A 16,869-nucleotide genomic window follows, 5' to 3' on the forward strand; every position below is an offset into this window, starting at 1 on the left:
GTGCCCGCTTCTTCTACGCTTCGCGCCTCGGGCTGGTGACGTGCTCGGGCCTGATCCCGATCCCGATGAACCTCGCCGCAAGCGGTCGGACGACGGGGCTGGCGAGCCGCATCAGCCGGATCACCCACCGCGGCGCGATGTGGGCGCCCGTGGTCGTGCGGGAGATCACCCGATGCCCTGCCCGCTGGACGCGCTGCATGATCCTGACCGGCTGCTCGCGTCGACGTTGGACGGCAGCGAGGACGTGGGATGGTGCGTCCCCCTCGGCGAGGTGGCCGGCGATCGCGTTGGACAGGGCGACCGCATCCTGGATCGCATAGTTGACCCCGACACCGAACATCGGTGACATCGCGTGCGCGGCGTCGCCGATGGCGATGAAGCCCGGGCGGTACCAGCGGTCGAGGCGGTTGAGCTGGACCGAGAGGAGCTTGACCTGGTCCCAGTCGGTCAGGGTGTCGACCACCGGACGCAGGACGGGTGCGGCATCCACGATCCTCTGGCGAAGCGCCGGTATACCCTCGGCTCTGAGCCGCTCCGCGCCGCCCTTCCGGATGACCATGCCGGACTGGTACCGGTCACCCCGGTCGATCGTGAGCACCATGCCGCGCGGCGAGAGGTAGGCGAGGGTCGGGGGTGGCGGGTCGGCCGGCTTCGGCAGGCTGAACCACAGGACGTCGATCGGGACGCCGCTCTCGTCGGGGATGAGTCCGGCCGCGTCGCGGAGGGCAGAGGTGCGTCCATCCGCCGCGACCGTGAGGGTGGCTCGGATCTCGATGTCGGTGGAGGTGCTGGTCGCTGGGTCGGTTTCGGTCGCTGGGGCGTCGGCGGTCGTCGTGGTCGCGCGCAGGCCGCGGACCCGGCCCTGCTCCACGATCAGGCCGGTCGCCTCGGTGCGGAGGCGGAGCTCGAAGTTCGGCAGTGCGGCGGCCTCCTCAGCGAGGAAGTTCAGGAAGTCCCATTGCGGCGCGAGGACGAGGAACCGGTCGGGTGCTGGCAGGGTGCGGAAGTCGACCATGGTCATCCGCAGGCCGTCGATCACGGCGTCCATCGTCTGCAACCGGTTGAGCGGCAGCCGCAGGAACCGCTCGCGCAGGCCGAGCTCGCCGAGCAACGTGATGGTCGACGGGTGGATCGTGTCGCCGCGGAAGTCGCGGAAGAAGTCGGCGTGTTTCTCGAGCACGGTCACGCTGAGGCCGGCCCGGGCGAGGAGGTAGCCGAGCACCATGCCGGCCGGGCCGCCACCCGCGATGACGCAGTCGCGGTCGCTGGTGTGGTCGACGGTGTGGTCGCCGTGATCGCTGTCGGTGCGGGTCGTCGGTTTCATCGCGCTGCTCCCGTCGGTCTCTTCCGGACACTACTCCGGAACCCATATCGTCGACATCATGCGTCTGTTGCAGCGGGCAGGACTGCCGCTTCTCGTCTCCGGAACGATCGTGCTCGCGCTGACGGCGTGCACTGGTGGGAGTGGGCCCGCTGGCGGCTCCGCCGGCAGTGCATCGCCCGCTGCGTCGGTGCCGGCGGAGTCGTCGAGCGGGGGCTCGGGAGACGGATCGTCCCTGCAGGTCGACTGCGCGGCGGTGGAGGCGGCCGTCGCGCCGTACATCGAGGGACTCGTGGCACGAGAGGACAACGGGGCGGACGAGTACGGGACCGTCTGCGGCTGGGAGGCGCCGGAGGGGACGGTCGATGCGGCGGACATCCGGTCGGTGGAGGTCGTCGTCTCGCCCGAATCGAGCGAGGCGCTGTCGGCCGATGAGCTCGCCGCCGCCGGGCTCACGCCGATCCCGGATACGACCATCGAGGCTGCCGGAGGGACCGCTTACAGCGCGACGGTCGAGACCGGAGTCGCCGCGGTGATCGTCACGACGGTGGTGCTGCCGGAGACGGAGATATCCGTCACCGGTGGGCAGTGGGCGGGTCATCCGTCGCTCGACGGGCCTGCCGCGATCGCGGTCGTGAAGGCGCTCATGGGCCGGTGAGTGGACTGGGAGCCGCGGAGTCCCTCCGGTCCCCGAGCAACCCTCGCCCGTCCCTGAGCAACCCTCGCCGGTCCCTGAGCAACCCTCGCCGGTCCCTGAGCAACCCTCGCCGGTCCCTGAGCCTGTCGAAGGGCACTCGCAGGCACTTCGACAAGCTCAGTGACCGGGAGAGGTGCACCCGCGCTCACTCCGGTCCCCGAGCAACCCCATCCGGTCCCTGAGCTTGTCGAAGGGCGCACGAGGAAGCGTCCAAGACCAGCGACACCCATCCGGTCCCTGAGCCTGTCGAAGGGCACTCGTAGGCACTTCGACAAGCTCAGTGACCGGGAGAGGTGCACCCGCACTCACTCCGGTCCCCGAGCAACCCCATCCGGTCCCTGAGCCTGTCGAAGGGCACTCGCAGGCACTTCGACAAGCTCAGTGACCGGAAGAGGTGCAGCCGTACTCACTCCGGTCTCCGAGCAACCCCCTCCGGTCCCTGAGCCTGTCGAAGGGCACGCGAGGAGACTTCCACAACCAACTCGACTCGGCATCTGGAATGTCAGTGGTTCATGGTGGACTTGTTCCATGACCGAGACCACCCTCACCGCGATCCGCGCGAGCGACGAGCACGCCGCGCGCCTCGCGGAGTTCTCGGACCACTACGCGGACATCCAGCGGCGCCGCGCGACTCTGGACGCCGAGGAGGCCCGGCTGCTTGCTCGGTCTGCCGCCTACGCGGACGCCTTCGCCGACGCCACGGTCCCGGCGATCTTCCCGCCCGCTGAGCGCCAGGCGCTCTCACGCCGCTCCACCTGCGCAGCCCTCGCGATGGCGACGCGCACGCCTGAACGGACGGTTCAGCGTGCGACCAACGATGCCGAACTGCTCGTGAACGAAGCGCCGGCTGTGCTTGCCTCACTTGAGGCCGGTCGTATCTCCGCCCGGCATGCGCAGACCATCACGGACCAGCTCTGCGACGTCCCGACCGCAGGGCGAGCGGTGTTCCTCGCCGAGGTCCTGCCGGTCGCCGAACAATCCACCAATGCGTACCTCCGGAAGCGTGCCCGCGTTCTGCGCGAGCGCCTCCACCCGGAATCGATCACCGCACGCGCAACCCGTTCGGAGGCTGACCGTCGGGTCGAGTTCGAACCTGCCGCAGACGGCATGGCGTGGGTGCACCTGTTCACGACGGCACCGATCGCGCAAGGCATCATCGAGCGCGTCGAGACGGCAGCTGCGGAATCGCGCAAGGCCGGCGACACCCGCACCTGCGCACAGCTCCAGGCCGACGCCCTCGCAGCCCTCGCACTCACCGGCGTCACACCCGACGACGTCATGTCCAGCGCGGTCCTCCCGCACCCGATCGAGGTGCAAGAACACATCAAGCCGACCGTGCAGATCACGGTCCCGGCGCTCACGATGGCCGGCGTGAGCGATGCCCCGGCGACGCTCGACGGCTACGGACCCATCGACCCGGAGACCGCGGCGCGTATCGCGGTGAACGCCCCAAGCTTCACCCGGATCCTCGTCCAACCCGAGACCGGCGCGGTCCTTTCCGTCGGGCGGAATCAGTACCGCGTTCCGGCGGACCTGCAGCGCGCGGTCCGGCTTCGGGACGGCACCTGTCGGGCACCGGGCTGCGGCAGGCGCGCCCGGGCCTGCGATCTCGACCATTCAGTCGCGTGGGAGGACGGCGGCGGGACGGATGTCGGCAATCTCGCCTGCTTGTGTCGACATCACCACCGGCTGAAGCACCTCCCAGGCTGGAACCTCGACCACGGACCCGGCGGGGTGCTCGAGTGGACTACACCTGACGGCAAACACCACCGGACGGAACCAGATCCCGCACCGTTCTAGCCCCCGCAGGTCACTGAGCCTGTCGAAGGGTTCCTCGTGGGCACTTCGACAAGCTCAGTGACCGGGAAAGGTGCGCCCGAACCGTTGAGGGGTCCTCGTGGGCACTTCGACAGGCTCAGTGACCGGGCTGGACTGTGCTCGCAGGCGTTTCGGTCCCTGAGCCTGTCGAAGGGCACTCGGGGTGCGCTGCCTCAGTGGCCGGGGAGAGGTGTGCCCGGAGCGTTGAGGGGTCCTCGTGGGCACTTCGACAGGCTCAGTGACCGGGGAGAACAGGCTCAGTGACCGGGCTGGACTGTACTCGGATGCGCTTCGGTCCCTGAGCCTGTCGAAGGGCAGTCGGGGTGAGGGCACGCAGCGCGGGGAGCTGCTTCCGGGACCACCTCCGCACCCCGCCGGGTAGGCTCCAAACGTGGGCACCGACGAAGACCAGATGCTGTCACTCGTGTACGCGAGCACGGCGACACAGCCGTTCAGCGATGACGACCTCACCGCCCTGCTCGCCGTCTGCCGTGAGAACAACGTCCGCGCACAGCTCACCGGCATGCTCGTCCACCGCGACGGCCGGTTCCTCCAGGTCCTCGAAGGCCCCGAGCCCGCCGTCCGCGAACTGATGGCCACCCTCGCCGCCGACCCTCGTCACACTGGCATCCGCGTGATGTTCGAGGAGCCCCTCCGCGAACGCCAGTTCGCCGCCTGGACGATGGGCTTCGAACGCGCCGACACCGGCTCCGCCGCAGAGCTCGACGGCTACCGCGACACCTTCGATGACCTCGACCGCGACGACCCGACCGCCACCATGCGCGCGCTGCAGGAACTCGCCCGCTGGTTCCGCAGCCGCGCCACACGGAGCTGAGCAGCGCTCAAGCCCGCGCTCACGCCCGCAGTCAGCCCGCGAGCTTGCCGATCGGGCTGTCGTCGAGGTTCGCGAGTAGCTCGGCGACATCGCCGTAGACCGCGACCGCACCGGCATCACGGAGCTCCTGCTCGCCGAAGCCTCCACTGCGCACCCCGATGCACTCCACACCGGCCCGCGCGGCCGCCTCGATGTCCCAGACGGCGTCGCCGACCATGACCGCCCTCGACGCCGGCACACCCGCACGATCGAGCGCGACCTCGACGATGTCGGGCTCCGGCTTGGCGGTCTCGACGTCCCCGGACGAGGTCGCTGCGAAGATCGCATCGTCGACGTCGAGCAGGTCCCGCAGGATCTCGAGTTCGTTCTCCGGAGCCGAGGTCGCCAGGACGACCTCGATCCCGCGCCCCGCCAACTCGCCGAGCAGCTCGCGCGCACCGCCGATCACCCGCAGCCGGGAGGTGGTCTGGAGGTAGTACTCGCTGTGCAACTCCTTCGCCCGCTCGCCGTACTGCTCGACCTCGTCGGAACCGTCCAGCAGCGATTCGAGCAGCTCACCGCCGTCCTTGCCGATCGAACGGTGGATGCGCCATGCGTCGACCGGCCTGCCGGCATCGGCGAACGCGCGATCCCACGCGTCGACGTGCAGGTAGTTCGAGTCGACGAGCGTCCCGTCGATGTCGAAGAGCACCGCGATGCGGTCGTCGGAGTTCTCGGGGACGGTGGTGTCAGCTGATTCGGACATGCATCCAGTCAAACCCGCGAGCCCGCGATTGTGAAGCGGTGGTCATTCGCCGCAGAACGTGCGAGCCGCAGTGCCGCCCGCTACTGGAACCGGCTGGTGAGGATCACCGAGCTGGTCGCATCGTCGAGGAACACCTGCGTCGAGCGGCCGTCCTGCGAGAAGGCGTCGTCGAGAGCGGACGAACGTACGAGCGGTCCCGGCGGCAGTGCGTCATCGAGTCCGGCGTCGAGGTCCGGGAGCTCCGCCTCCGCGTCCGAGCCCGCCTCACCTGGTGCGAGCGCGCGCAGTTCCGCGTAGCCGGCCTCATCCAGGACGACGACCGCGTCGATCCAGTACGTGCTCGGGCCTGGAACCCGCTCGTCACCCATGGTCCCCGACATCCAGGTCGCCGAGAGGGCGGTGGCGAGCTGTGGGAAGCGGTCGGTGAGCGGCCCGAGCTCGTGCCGGATCTCACCGGTGCCCGAGCGGGTGGCGGAGTCCGATGCCGCTGCGGATGCCGCCGTCGTCCGGTCTGGCGAGGGTGACGACGCGCAGCCGGCGAGCAGACCGGCGACCACGACGACCACCGTGGCCACGACGGTCGCGCGCGGCGCGAGGCGGTGACGTCGATCATGCATCCGAGCAGTCGTGTCCATGCCAGCAGCCTAGAGGTCGTCGATCACTGTCCGTTCGGCCAGCCCGGGACTGTGCGGCAGGCGGGGGTGCCCGGAACGGGTTGCGCCGAGGCTGGAGCCATGAACCTCTCCACTCATCCCATCGAGGCTCGCGGCCTCCGCAAGACCTTCCACGGTCGCCCCCGCGTCGATGACGTGTCCTTCACCGTCGCCCCTGGCCGGGTCGTCGGACTCCTCGGCCCCAACGGTGCCGGGAAGACCACCACCATCCGTCTGCTGCTGGGACTCGCCCGTCCCGACGCGGGGGACGGCCTCATCCTCGGCCGCCCGTACCGCGAGCTCGAGCAGCCGGCGCGCACCGTCGGCGCCGTCCTCGACGCGGGCGGACTCCACCCGGCCCGCACCGGGCGGCAGCACCTCCGCATCGCCGCCGCGCGGATCGGGGTCGACGCAGCCCGCATCGAAGCGGTCCTCACCGAGGTCGGCATGGCACGCGACGCCGACCGCCCCGCCGGTGGGTACTCGCTCGGGATGCGTCAGCGCATCGCGATCGCCGCAGCCCTCCTCGGCGAGCCGGCCGTGCTCATCCTCGACGAGCCGTCGAACGGCCTGGACCCGGCAGGCATGCAGTGGCTCCGCCTCCGGCTGCGCGCGTTCGCCGACGCGGGCGGGACGGTCCTGCTCTCGTCCCACCTCCTGTCCGACGTCCAGGACATCGCGGACGACGTGGTCGTCATCACCGACGGTCGCGTCCTGGCCCATTCGTCGATGGGCGACATCCTCGCCGCATCGGGCGGTGACCTCGAGGCGTACTACCTCCAGGTCACCGGAACCGCCCAGCTCACCGAGAACGGGCAGGTGCGCTGATGTTCCGCGCTGAACTCATCGGGCTCGTCACCACGACCGCGACGAAGGTCACCGCGGCGGTCGCCGTCGTGGGACTCATCGTCACGCAACTCGCCTTCGTCACCCTCATGCCCGCCCTCGCCGACGGCGACATCGGTCCTGGGCTCGACGCCCTCGGGAGCGACTTCCCCGTCCTGGACCTCACCTCCCGCGCCGTCCAACTCGACGCGCTCAACCCGCTCGGTGCGTCGATGGGCAGCGGCTCCATCGGCGTCGCACTCCTGGCGATCACTTTGCTCGGCGTGCTCGCCGGCACGAGTGACGACCGCTACGGCGGCATCGTCGGCGCTGTCCTCGCCTCGCCGAAGCGGTTCCGCATCGTCGCAGCCAAGGCGGGCGCGGTCGCACTCGTCGGCGCCGCCCTCGGTGTCGTACTCGCCCTCGTCAGCCTGGTCACGCTCGTCATCACCCTGGCAGCGACCGGGACGCCGTTCGTCCTCGGTCTCCCGGACCTCGCAGCACGGTTCGGGCTCGGTGTCCTCGCCGTCACCGCCCTGTCGGTCATCGGCCTCGCGGTCGGACTCATCGTCCGCACCCAGCTCGCCGGCGTCCTGACGACGATCGGGATCCTCATCCTCGAACCGATCGCCGTCTCCTCGATCCAGCTGATCACCGGCGGCATCGTGCCGGTCTGGACCCAGTTCCTGCCCGTCGCCCTCGCCCAGGGCGTCATCCACGGCGGAACGGACGGGTTCGGACCGTCCGTCGTCATCCTCGCCCTCGTGGCCCTCACCGCCGCCCTCACTGCGGCTGCATCCGCTGCGCTCGCGCGCCGCGACATCTGAAAGGAATCACCCACATGAACGACCAGACCCAGACCCACACTCAGACCAAGACGCAGCACCAGACCCGTCACCGCACGATCATCGCCGTCTCGGCCGCCGCCGCGCTGCTCGCCGGAACCGTCTCCCTCAGCGCCTGCTCCAGTGCCACGGAGCAGACCGCCGGCTCCGAATCCGGCCCGCTACAGGACCGGATGCAGTCGCTCGTCGACGCCGGCTACCCCGCGGCGCTCGCCTCGGTGATCGGGCCGGACGGCGAGGCGATCGACGTCGCGGCCGGCATCGGCGACCTCGCGACCGACGAGCCGGCCCCGGTCGACGGCGAGGTGCGGATCGCGAGCAACACGAAGATGTTCGTCTCGACCGTCGTCCTGCAGCTCGTCCAGGAGGGGAAGGTCGCGCTCGACGCCCCGATCGACACCTACCTCCCTGGGCTCATCACCGGCGACGGCATCGATGGCACCCGCATCTCGGTTCGTCAGCTGCTCCAGCACACGGCGGGACTCCCCGAGTACGCGGACCAGATCGCCGCCGACGCGTTCGCTGCACAGGAGCGCTACATCTCGCCCCGCGACATGCTCGAGATCGCCCTCGCCAAGCCGGCCGTGTTCGCGCCGGGGGAGCGGTGGGCGTACAGCAACACGAACTACCTCGTGCTGGGGCTCATGGTCGAGCACGTCACCGATCGGGCACTCGCCCAGCAGATCGACGAGCGCATCGTCAAGCCGCTCGACCTCGAGCACACGTACTTCCCGGCGCCGGGCGAACTCGAGCTGCGCGGTGAGCACCCGCACGGGTACCACGCGAAGACCGTCGGCGACCTCCTGGACATCACGGCCCTCGACACCTCGTTCGCCTGGTCCGCCGGGGCGCTCGTCTCGACGCCGCACGAGCTCAACGTCTTCATGAAGGCCCTGCTCGACGGTGAACTCCTGGAGAAGGAGACCCTCGCCGAGATGCAGACCACGGTCCCGGCTGGTGACGAGCTGTGGCCGGGGGCGGGCTACGGGCTCGGCCTGCAGAGCTACCCGCTGAGCTGCGGCGGTGTGGCATGGGGCCATGGCGGCGACATCCCCGGAACCCAGACGCGCAACGCGGTCGGTCCCGACGGCACGGCTGTCACCATCGCCGTCACGTCGCTGCCGTGGGCGGTCGTGTCGCCCGACGACAACGAGCGGTTGATGCAGCAGTACCGGATCGTCGTCGACGCCCTCGACGCGACCCTCTGCGAGCGATGATCGCTTCCCACCGGANCCCGCCCCTGTCGCGGCCCGTCTGCGCTCGGCGCTCCCGCCGGTCCTGGTCCTCGCCGGTGCGGTGGGGTATCTCGGGGTCGTCCCGTGGGTCGACGAGCTGCACGCCGTGCCGGGTCGGATCCCGCCGTGGGTGCACGCGGCCCTGGTCGTGCTCCAGGCCGTCGCGTTGCTGCTGCGGGTCCGGTACCCGGTGGTCGTGTTCGGGGTCGTGGTCACGCTCGACCTCGTGATCCTCGGCAGCACCGGCGGTGAGCTTGGGATCGGCTCGTTCGGCGTGATCCTCGCCACCTACGCGCTCGCTCGGCACGAGGAGCGGCGGACGGTCATCCGCGCGCTGGTGGTCGGCGCGGTCGCGACGACGGTGGTCGGCGGCATCGCGATGGCCTTCGGGTCGTCCGAGGAGCCGCTCATCCTCGTGTTCGCGGCCATCGCGCGCATCGTGCTGCAGTACGTGCTCCCGGCCGGCGTCGCCGAGTACGCCAGGGGTCGTGAGCGCTTGCTGTCGGCGATCGAGGACCAGGCGCGTATGGCCGAGAACGAGCGTCGGATCAGCGTGCAGAACGACCTCCGCGCCGAGCGCACCGCCCTCGCGCGGGAACTGCACGACATCGCCGGACATCACCTGTCAGGGATCATCGTCAGTGCGCAGGCGGCCAGCGCTCTGGTGGAGCGCGACCCGGAACGCGCTCGGGAGATGCTCCAGACGGTGCAGTCGGACGCGCGCACGACGCTCGTGGACCTGCGGCGGACGGTCGGCCTGCTGCGCAGCGACGACGCGGACGCCCAGGGCGGCGGAGACGGATCGACCCTCGGGCCGGCGACCACTCCGACGATCGCGGCGATCCCGGAACTCGTCGAGGCGGCGCGGTCGCGGGGGCAGCACGTCGCGTACACCGTGACCGGTGAGCCTCGTGTGCTGGGGCCGCTTGCGGAGACGGCTGCGTACCGGACCGTCCAGGAGTCGCTGGCGAACGCCGCCCGCCATGCGCCCGGAGCCGTCTGTCGTGTGGCGGTGCGGTTCGAAGCGGATGCGATCGAACTCACCGTGACGAACGCAGCGTCGTCGCAGCGGCCTGCCTCGCCGTCGCGAGACGGCTATGGCCTCTGGGGCATGCGCGAGCGCGCCGAGCTCATCGGGGCGCGATTGACCGCGGCGCCGACGGACGAGGGTGGGTGGCGCAACCAACTGACCATCCCTGACGAGCACCGTCCCGACCAGCAGCGTCCCGACCAGCATCGGAGTGTTTCATGATCCGCCTTCTCATCGCCGACGACCAGGCGGTCGTCCGCGCCGGCCTCTCGGTGATCCTCGGCGCCGAGCCCGACATCGAGGTCGTCGGTGAGGCGATCGACGGTGCCGACGCGGTGCGGTTGGCGAAGGAGCTGCGTCCGGACCTGATCTGCATGGACATCCGGATGCCGGGCACGGACGGGATCGCGGCGACCCGCACGATCACGGCGGACCCGGAGCTCGACGCCGACGTCCTCATCCTCACGACGTTCGACGTCGATGCGGACGTGTTCGCCGCCCTCGAGGCCGGTGCGGCCGGCTTCCTGCTGAAGGGCGCCGATGAGGCGACGCTGCTCGCCGCGATCCGTTCCGTCGCAGCGGGGGAGGGGACGCTCGACCAACGCCTCACCCGTCGTATCCTGCGCGAGTTCTCGGAGCGCCGGCGCGAGGCCCCGGTCGCGACCGCGCCGGTCGAGTCACCGCTCACCGATCGCGAGTTCGAGGTCCTCGACCTGCTGGCGCAGGGACTCTCCAACGCCGAGATCGCCGACCGGCTCTTCGTCGAACCCACCACGGTGAAGTACCACCTCGCCGGTCTGCTGCAGAAGACGGGAGCGCGTGACCGCCTCCAAGCCGTGCTCTGGGGGATCCGCGCGGGACTCGTCGACCCGCGTTGAGCTGTGGGTGGCGAGCCGTGAATACATAATCTGACGTTATCCGCGTATTCCAGTCGGGGAGTTATCCACAGGATGGGGCGGCTCTTAGCGCCGCCCCATCTGCGTGTCCGGAGCTGTTTACACGTACCGGATCACGACGTCGGTGGTCGGGGTCATCCGCACCACGTAGTGGATGCCGTGAGGGGCCGTGATGGTTACCCATTCATCGCCGTTCGCGATCGCCCTCTCTAGTTGCTCCTGGACGTCGGAGACGTCTCCGGAGAGAACGTCACTCAGGTGGACGCCGCCGACATGGACTTCGTTGTACCGCTCTTCGGTGCTCATGCCCGCAGCGTAGACGTCCGTCGTGGTCAAACGGAAGGGCGGGGCCGCTCGTAGCGACCCCGCCCTTCCGTCAGGTGTTACTTGCCGCCCTTGCCCTTCTGAGCGAGAGCGCTACCGGCAACCCTCTTCGCAGCCGCGGACGAACGCGGGTTGCTGAGAATCTTGCTGGCGGCGGTTGCGACCTTCTTCGAGGTCTGTTTGCTGTTTCGAGCCATGATGCTGGTTCCAATCGTTGGAGGTTACGAGGGGGTGGTTGGTCACGAGCTACGAGCACGCTCGTGACCAACCGTGGGGATCACCCGCCGCGTCTAGCGGCGGGGCCGGATCCGAATTCGGATGGTCCGACGTCGAATGATTCGCATCGGTTCCTACCTCTCTGTGCCTTCTCAGTAACCCCTGCGACAGAACCCTCAACCACGCCTGGTTGACAGTTCAGAAACTAACTCGTATAGTCTTTCTACACACACAAACTGTTATCGTTAGGGCACCTTCTGTCCGATCTGGACAGATTGCTGCACCCTCCCAGCCTACACCCACGCGGCCCCCTACGCAAGGGCCTATTTGTCGCGCGCTGTAGGCTGGGTTTTTTTGTGCCCTGACCAGGGATTATTCGAGCACGTGCACTGAGGGCACCAGCGGTTCCGCCGGCATCATGGCGCTGAGCGCAGCACGCGCGGCCTGGGTAGTCGCGGCCCTCGGCCTCGATCGTGCTCGTCGGCGTCGACCGGACATGGCCGTGCCGACGAGGTTCCCGTCGACGCGGCCACGGCCGCGGAGCTGGGCCAGCGCGTGACCCGGCGGCGTGAGCACGACCACCGCGGCGCGCGGCTCGGCAACGTCCGGCGCGGACGCCTCGGCCTCAACGGTGGCACGTTCGCGGACAATAGCTCCTGCGCATCGGCTGATCCCGCCGGCGCTCGTGAGTGCGGGGCTGCGGTCGGGGAGGGATATCCAGATGAGCCGGCTCACTCAAGCTAAACTTACATAAGAGATATTATCGGTGTCTGAAACTCTAACTGACCTACGGTGGCATGGTAGAGGCGCTCAGATGCTCAGCCACCGGCACGTCGTCAATTGTTGTCGCGGAAGATTACTTCTAGGACAAGCTGACGATCGGTTTCGGGCAGGAGTTGCACCTTTCCGATGAGCATGTCTGCTGCGAGACCGGGCGGAACGATCGTCTTGAGACCGGACCAGTGGGCCGACGTAGCCTGTCGGAACGCGGGGTACCAGCGATCGGCGGCGACTTCACGCACGCCCTTCAGAATGAACTGGAGGACGTGGGCTGCGGTCCACGACATCGTCAATGTCGCCTGGATGAAGAGTGCGAGGTTATCGACGGCATCTTCCTCCGTTCCTGCGATTTCGAGTACGTATCGGGCGCCTAATGAAGCCCACTCCTGCATCGTATCGGGCTCGTGGGCGGAGCGTTCCAAGCCTTTGACGACGATCTGAATCTTGTCTGTAGCGGCAGTCGGTCCGCCGTAGAGGATCGCGTTCCCTAGTCCCGATGGAGCAAGGCTGATTGCGGCGGCAAGCTCCCATGGAGCTGGCCGGTACCGGATCCCCACAACATTGGCGCGTATCAACGCTGCGTCGATGACATCCGCTTCTTCCTCGGCGATCAGGCCGGAGATTCGCGCGTATTCGACGAGAGTGGGCGTTCCGAATGAACTAACGCCGAAGGCGCTTGCGACTTGACGAGTTGCCGCGTCGTCGCACCAGAGAGGGACATCCGCTTCGACCGCACGATGGACTGCTTCGGACCATGGTCCAAAAAGGTCAGCCAATCCATCTGTAGGGGTAGCGAGCTCCGGCGGATCGGAGCGCTCAATGAGTCGGAGACGAGTGATTATCTTCCCGGTCAAGCGACGTCGTTCCGTGGCCTCCTCCTCCGGGATCAACATCAAGCTGGGCCCGTGATCGCTCGTGCTGGGAATGAACAGGTCCCCGGCCTTTTCGAACTCAAGGCCCGCGTCGTTCGCGTCCCGCAACTGCCCGTATGTCCCCAGCAACCGTGCCGGGATGCGGGTGAGGAGCTGTGCAACTTCGTCGTCAAGTAGGGCAAGCGTAAGGGCCGTCGTCGTGTCGAGGGCAGCACCCTCCTTCTCAGCCCTCTCAACCACCGAACAGTCAACGGCGCCTTCGTCCGCGCCGCCTGCGAAACGCGCTGAGTGTCGACTCTTGACAAGGAACTCAGCCGCACCGCGTTTACCGAAGCGACCAATCAGGCCGATGGGAAGAGTCCCCCCACTCATGTGGGTTTCGAGCTCACTGTTCTGGTGCGGACCTCCGGCCGCCCGATCAATCGCCGCGAGGAGTTCCTTGGGGTCATCGGTGTCTGTGGGAATCGCCCACAGCAGCCGGGGACGATCTGGGAAATCAGCGTGGTACTCCTCAGCGAGATCCAGCAACTGAACGTCTGTGTCCGTGAACTCGATTGGCGCGATCAGAATCGCCCCAATAGCTAGTCGCCGCACTTGCTCGTGGGACGAGAACCGTCTGCTTAACGCGAGTACATCGCTGACTTGAGCCATTTCCGTGCCGAAACGTTGGAACAGGTGCAACCAGATTGATGCCTGCCCGGCATCTTCTGGGGTCCGACAAATTGGATTCGATCTCCATTCTTTGAACGCCTGAAGGTCGTCAGCTGCGTGGTGGTATGCGTATACCAAGGTCCAGGCGGCGTCGACCGCCGTCGGGTCGATGCGCAGCAGTGCGCGCGCTGGGGAGACGAGTTCCTCCCACCGTTTGGCTTGATAGAGCGCTTGAATTTGTAGGCGAAGCGCGCGCGCGCGGGCCCCCCAGGCGTTTCCGCCAGCGAGGATCGCGCTTCTCGCTCGATCGACGGCCTCATCGTAGTTTCCACGGTCAAGGCGATACCGCGCGGCACGAAGCCACTCGTCTGGATCGCCCCATCGGCGCGCGGACTGTTCCGCGAGACGGAGTCCGTCATCGTGTCGGCTGCTTTCCGCGTAGTACTGCCCGAGGGCGCGAGCTAGCCGGGGGTTGTCGAGAGCACCCGTTGCCATGCGGGACTCGGCTCCAGGCTGATTGCGGAAGAGCGCGGCAATATCGTCGATCTCTTCGGCCAACTGTTGATTGAGCGGGCGCATGACGTCGACGAACGGATGGACAATTCCTCGCAGCGCCAGCAACGAGCAGATCGTGGCCTTCTCGCCCCAGTCGTCGGTCGCGGCGATGGCTTCAGACCAGAGCTGGTTAGCCTTCTCGAGATCAGCTTCAATCTCAGCCTGTCGCGCGCGAAGTTGTAGACGCATGGAGGGGGATGCAGCGTCGTCGATTAGCGCGTGAGCGCGCGACAGCTGCCCTATGTTGAGGAGTGCAAATGCGGCGGCATTGCGAACGCTCGAGTGGGCGGCCTCTTCGGGGGTAGCTTCACCGCTCGGTGCCGCTGTGAACAGTGACTGGGCGCGGTCCGAATCTTCCAAGAGCATGGAGGCCTCGATCGCGAGCACAACGGACGCGGCGCTCGGGGTTCCCGTGCGGCGATGGGAATCTCTTATTGCCAGCGCGAGACGCCGCGCGGCTGAGAGGTCCTCCGTCTGTGTCTGGCGCTCGCCGGTCACTGACCGCGCGAGCAGAGCTTGCACACCGATCGCACCTGCGCCGGTGAACCCGTCGCTTTCGAACGCGCCCACAGCAAAATCCACGGCCTCGTCCAAGCGCTTTGCTTCGAATAGCTGATGGGCACGGATGGACGCGGCAAGAGCACGTTGCATCGCAGTCTGCGGTGCCCACAGGAGAATCTGTCGCTGTCTTTCGATGATGTCGTTTTCCGTCAGGACAGCTTCGACCAAAGGGTGGCCACGTACCTCCTCGAGTATTTCGAGCGCCTCTGCTTCCGGCCGATCGATATTCGCGATCAGGACCAACCAATACGCACGCGGGGTCGCGCCCCCAGCGAGTGCATGCTCAATCCACTCGCGCGCAAGAGCCCCGCTCCCAGAGATGTGCGCCAAGAGACCGAGCCAGCCATCGACAACCTCGCTCTCATCAAGCCACGAGGGGCGCGCACGCAACCAATCGCGGAGTGCCTCTAGACGCGCGCCGGGTGCGGCTAGCGCCTGCAGCATGCGCAGGGCATTTTGCTCCCCAATCACAGCCTCGAGTGTCTCCGCATCCTGAGCGAGCGGCGTCGGAAAAGAAGCGCGAACGGATGCCGGAGCTTCTTTCCCAAGCTCGCCCATTTCTGCCATCGGGACAGCGACCTGCTCATACATCAATGCTTGGGAGTCACCCACGCTCAGCTGCCCCGCCGTCGCGATGCGCAGGAGCGGAAGCAAGAACACACTGGAGGGACCCTCAACCCCTAAGCAGATAATCCCATCGAGCAGCTCTCGGGCTCTCGCACTCGCCGGCCCACTTGTCCTGCAGGCCGACATCACCTCGGCCTGCATCAGCGTCCGTCTGAGAGGTTTGGGAGGGACCCGCACGCCCTGGCGTTTGGCTGCCGACACGGTGCTTTTCGCGATTCGCCACTCCAGCGTCCACTTCCTACCGAGCCCTACTGCTGCGTTCGTTGCAATCTTCGTTCCAGCCGAGACCGCAGCCCCAGAAAACGGATCAATCACCATTACCCCCTAGGGGGAGAATACGGGCACCGCCCGCCGACGTCGATGTGGTTGTGCCGGTCTGGTGTCGGTAAAGCGTCGCGCGGCTCCAGCCGACGAGCGCGGCGGCTTGCGTGGCTGTGCGGCCGCGACTACGAGCTTCGGCGACGATGGCTAATTTGTCGGCGATGATGTCGGCGTTCACGGGTGGTCGCCCGAATCGGGTGCCGGATTCGCGTGCTGCGGCGATGCCTGCGTTGACGCGTTCGACGATGAGTTCGCGTTCGTACTCGGCGAGGGTGGCGAGCATGTGGAGCATGAGTCTGCCCGTCGGCGTCGCGGGGTCGATGCCGTCGGAGAGTGATCGCACGTGGATTCCGCGGCCGCGCAGGAGCTCGACGGTGTTGAGGACGTCGATGAGTGATCGGCCGAGTCGGTCGATGCGCCAGACGATCACGGTGTCGCCGGCTTCGGCGTACTCGAGCAGTTTCGTCATGCCCGGACGCTCGATTGCGGTCTTGCTGCCGGAGGTCACGTCTGCGAACACGTCGCGTTTCTGGACGCCGGCATCGATGAGCGCGTCGAGCTGCAGCTGTGCGTCCTGGCCGGCGGTGCTGACCCTGGTGTACCCGATCTGCCTCATCGCTCCATCGTGTCTCAGAAACCCGCGTGGGCACGAGTGAGACACGCCGCATTGTGAGACGAGTTTTCGAGACAGGGTGCCGGCTGTGAGATCCGCGGACTTTCGCACCCGAGTTGGCCCAGTTGGCCGCGGAGCCATGTGTCTCGTAGATCTGTAGCTTCCTGAGGCAGAGTGGCTTCTCGGCCGTTGAGCATGGAGTCGGCGTGGCGAATCGGCACTGAGCCCGCCACCTCCGCATCGGTCCGGATTGGTCTCGCCTGCTCGATCGTGCAAGTCTCACCCTGGTAGGAATGGCGGGGTTATGAATGTTGAGATGATGATCGGAGCGATCAACGTGCTGATCGCAGGTGGGGGTCTGATGGTCTTCCCCAGGGCGTTCGACCGGTACGCAGGACCGCGCCTGCAGAGGACCATCAGGAGGCAGCAGGCTTCTCCCGACGGACATG

General features: G+C 67.5%; 14 protein-coding genes. 8 read left to right on the forward strand and 6 right to left on the reverse strand.

The window, feature by feature from the left end; all coding sequences use genetic code 11:
- Positions 1 to 13: 13 nt before the first annotated feature.
- Positions 14 to 1,225, reverse strand: coding sequence for an FAD-dependent oxidoreductase (locus IFR14_RS02995; RefSeq protein WP_244631943.1), 1,212 nt, complete (start codon positions 1,223 to 1,225; stop codon positions 14 to 16).
- A 157-nt stretch (positions 1,226 to 1,382) separates the two neighbouring features.
- On the opposite strand from IFR14_RS02995, the gene IFR14_RS03000 reads away from it, so the two are divergent.
- The 3 genes from IFR14_RS03000 (at position 1,383) to IFR14_RS03010 (ending at position 4,671) form a co-directional block, all read left to right on the forward strand.
- Positions 1,383 to 1,979 (forward strand): hypothetical protein, encoded by a 597-nt coding sequence (locus IFR14_RS03000; protein ID WP_191940172.1) that lies wholly within the window; start codon positions 1,383 to 1,385, stop codon positions 1,977 to 1,979.
- A 567-nt stretch (positions 1,980 to 2,546) separates the two neighbouring features.
- On the forward strand, positions 2,547 to 3,818 hold the full coding sequence (locus IFR14_RS03005; RefSeq protein WP_191940173.1) for an HNH endonuclease signature motif containing protein: 1,272 nt from the start codon (positions 2,547 to 2,549) through the stop codon (positions 3,816 to 3,818).
- Positions 3,819 to 4,227: 409 nt separating this feature from the next.
- Positions 4,228 to 4,671, forward strand: coding sequence for a BLUF domain-containing protein (locus IFR14_RS03010; protein ID WP_342365629.1), 444 nt, complete (start codon positions 4,228 to 4,230; stop codon positions 4,669 to 4,671).
- Between the two features lie 31 nt (positions 4,672 to 4,702).
- On the opposite strand, the gene IFR14_RS03015 is transcribed toward IFR14_RS03010, so the two are convergent.
- Entirely contained in the window at positions 4,703 to 5,416 is a 714-nt protein-coding gene (locus tag IFR14_RS03015) for an HAD family hydrolase (protein WP_191940174.1), read from the reverse strand.
- 80 nt (positions 5,417 to 5,496) lie between these two features.
- Positions 5,497 to 6,051, reverse strand: coding sequence for a hypothetical protein (locus IFR14_RS03020; RefSeq protein WP_191940175.1), 555 nt, complete (start codon positions 6,049 to 6,051; stop codon positions 5,497 to 5,499).
- Positions 6,052 to 6,150: 99 nt separating this feature from the next.
- Here IFR14_RS03020 and IFR14_RS03025 point away from each other — a divergent pair, with 99 nt between their 5' ends.
- From IFR14_RS03025 to IFR14_RS03045, 5 genes are all read left to right on the forward strand, one after another.
- Positions 6,151 to 6,897 carry an ABC transporter ATP-binding protein gene (locus IFR14_RS03025; protein WP_191940176.1) on the forward strand — a complete coding sequence of 249 codons (747 nt, stop codon included), beginning with the start codon at positions 6,151 to 6,153 and terminating at the stop codon, positions 6,895 to 6,897.
- Positions 6,897 to 7,721, forward strand: coding sequence for a hypothetical protein (locus tag IFR14_RS03030; protein ID WP_191940177.1), 825 nt, complete (start codon positions 6,897 to 6,899; stop codon positions 7,719 to 7,721). Before IFR14_RS03025 ends, IFR14_RS03030 begins: the two co-directional genes overlap by 1 nt.
- A gap of 14 nt (positions 7,722 to 7,735) precedes the next feature.
- Positions 7,736 to 8,956: a serine hydrolase domain-containing protein gene (locus IFR14_RS03035; protein WP_191940178.1), complete on the forward strand. Its 1,221-nt coding sequence runs from the start codon at positions 7,736 to 7,738 to the stop codon at positions 8,954 to 8,956.
- A 544-nt stretch (positions 8,957 to 9,500) separates the two neighbouring features.
- Positions 9,501 to 10,226 (forward strand): sensor histidine kinase, encoded by a 726-nt coding sequence (locus tag IFR14_RS21545; RefSeq protein WP_446728082.1) that lies wholly within the window; start codon positions 9,501 to 9,503, stop codon positions 10,224 to 10,226.
- The gene (locus tag IFR14_RS03045) at positions 10,223 to 10,882 is read left to right on the forward strand and encodes a response regulator (RefSeq protein ID WP_191940180.1); all 660 of its coding nucleotides are present in this window, start codon (positions 10,223 to 10,225) and stop codon (positions 10,880 to 10,882) included. The genes IFR14_RS21545 and IFR14_RS03045 overlap by 4 nt, the downstream gene beginning before the upstream one ends.
- Positions 10,883 to 10,999: 117 nt before the next feature.
- On the opposite strand, the gene IFR14_RS03050 is transcribed toward IFR14_RS03045, so the two are convergent.
- From IFR14_RS03050 to IFR14_RS03060, 3 genes are all read right to left on the reverse strand, one after another.
- Complete coding sequence (locus IFR14_RS03050) at positions 11,000 to 11,206, reverse strand: hypothetical protein (protein ID WP_191940181.1); 207 nt, start codon at positions 11,204 to 11,206, stop codon at positions 11,000 to 11,002.
- A 1,070-nt stretch (positions 11,207 to 12,276) separates the two neighbouring features.
- A complete protein-coding gene (locus IFR14_RS03055; RefSeq protein WP_191940182.1) occupies positions 12,277 to 15,513 on the reverse strand; it encodes a tetratricopeptide repeat protein in 3,237 nt (1,078 codons plus the stop codon).
- A 280-nt stretch (positions 15,514 to 15,793) separates the two neighbouring features.
- Positions 15,794 to 16,423 carry a recombinase family protein gene (locus IFR14_RS03060; RefSeq protein WP_191940183.1) on the reverse strand — a complete coding sequence of 210 codons (630 nt, stop codon included), beginning with the start codon at positions 16,421 to 16,423 and terminating at the stop codon, positions 15,794 to 15,796.
- Positions 16,424 to 16,869: the final 446 nt, after the last annotated feature.

The organism is Plantibacter sp. CFBP 8775 (assembly GCF_014839505.1).
Taxonomy (GTDB): Bacteria; Actinomycetota; Actinomycetes; order Actinomycetales; family Microbacteriaceae; genus Plantibacter; species Plantibacter auratus.

Excerpts from the sequence above, each read along its gene's own strand:
- IFR14_RS02995 (WP_244631943.1), bottom strand. The coding sequence starts at position 1,225 with ATGGTGCTCGGCTACCTCCTCGCCCGGGCCGGCCTCAGCGTGACCGTG.
- IFR14_RS03000 (WP_191940172.1), top strand. The coding sequence starts at position 1,383 with ATGCGTCTGTTGCAGCGGGCAGGACTGCCGCTTCTCGTCTCCGGAACG.
- IFR14_RS03005 (WP_191940173.1), top strand. The coding sequence starts at position 2,547 with ATGACCGAGACCACCCTCACCGCGATCCGCGCGAGCGACGAGCACGCC.
- IFR14_RS03015 (WP_191940174.1), bottom strand. The coding sequence starts at position 5,416 with ATGTCCGAATCAGCTGACACCACCGTCCCCGAGAACTCCGACGACCGC.
- IFR14_RS03020 (WP_191940175.1), bottom strand. The coding sequence starts at position 6,051 with ATGGACACGACTGCTCGGATGCATGATCGACGTCACCGCCTCGCGCCG.
- IFR14_RS03025 (WP_191940176.1), top strand. The coding sequence starts at position 6,151 with ATGAACCTCTCCACTCATCCCATCGAGGCTCGCGGCCTCCGCAAGACC.
- IFR14_RS03030 (WP_191940177.1), top strand. The coding sequence starts at position 6,897 with ATGTTCCGCGCTGAACTCATCGGGCTCGTCACCACGACCGCGACGAAG.
- IFR14_RS03035 (WP_191940178.1), top strand. The coding sequence starts at position 7,736 with ATGAACGACCAGACCCAGACCCACACTCAGACCAAGACGCAGCACCAG.
- IFR14_RS21545 (WP_446728082.1), top strand. The coding sequence starts at position 9,501 with ATGGCCGAGAACGAGCGTCGGATCAGCGTGCAGAACGACCTCCGCGCC.
- IFR14_RS03045 (WP_191940180.1), top strand. The coding sequence starts at position 10,223 with ATGATCCGCCTTCTCATCGCCGACGACCAGGCGGTCGTCCGCGCCGGC.
- IFR14_RS03050 (WP_191940181.1), bottom strand. The coding sequence starts at position 11,206 with ATGAGCACCGAAGAGCGGTACAACGAAGTCCATGTCGGCGGCGTCCAC.
- IFR14_RS03060 (WP_191940183.1), bottom strand. The coding sequence starts at position 16,423 with ATGAGGCAGATCGGGTACACCAGGGTCAGCACCGCCGGCCAGGACGCA.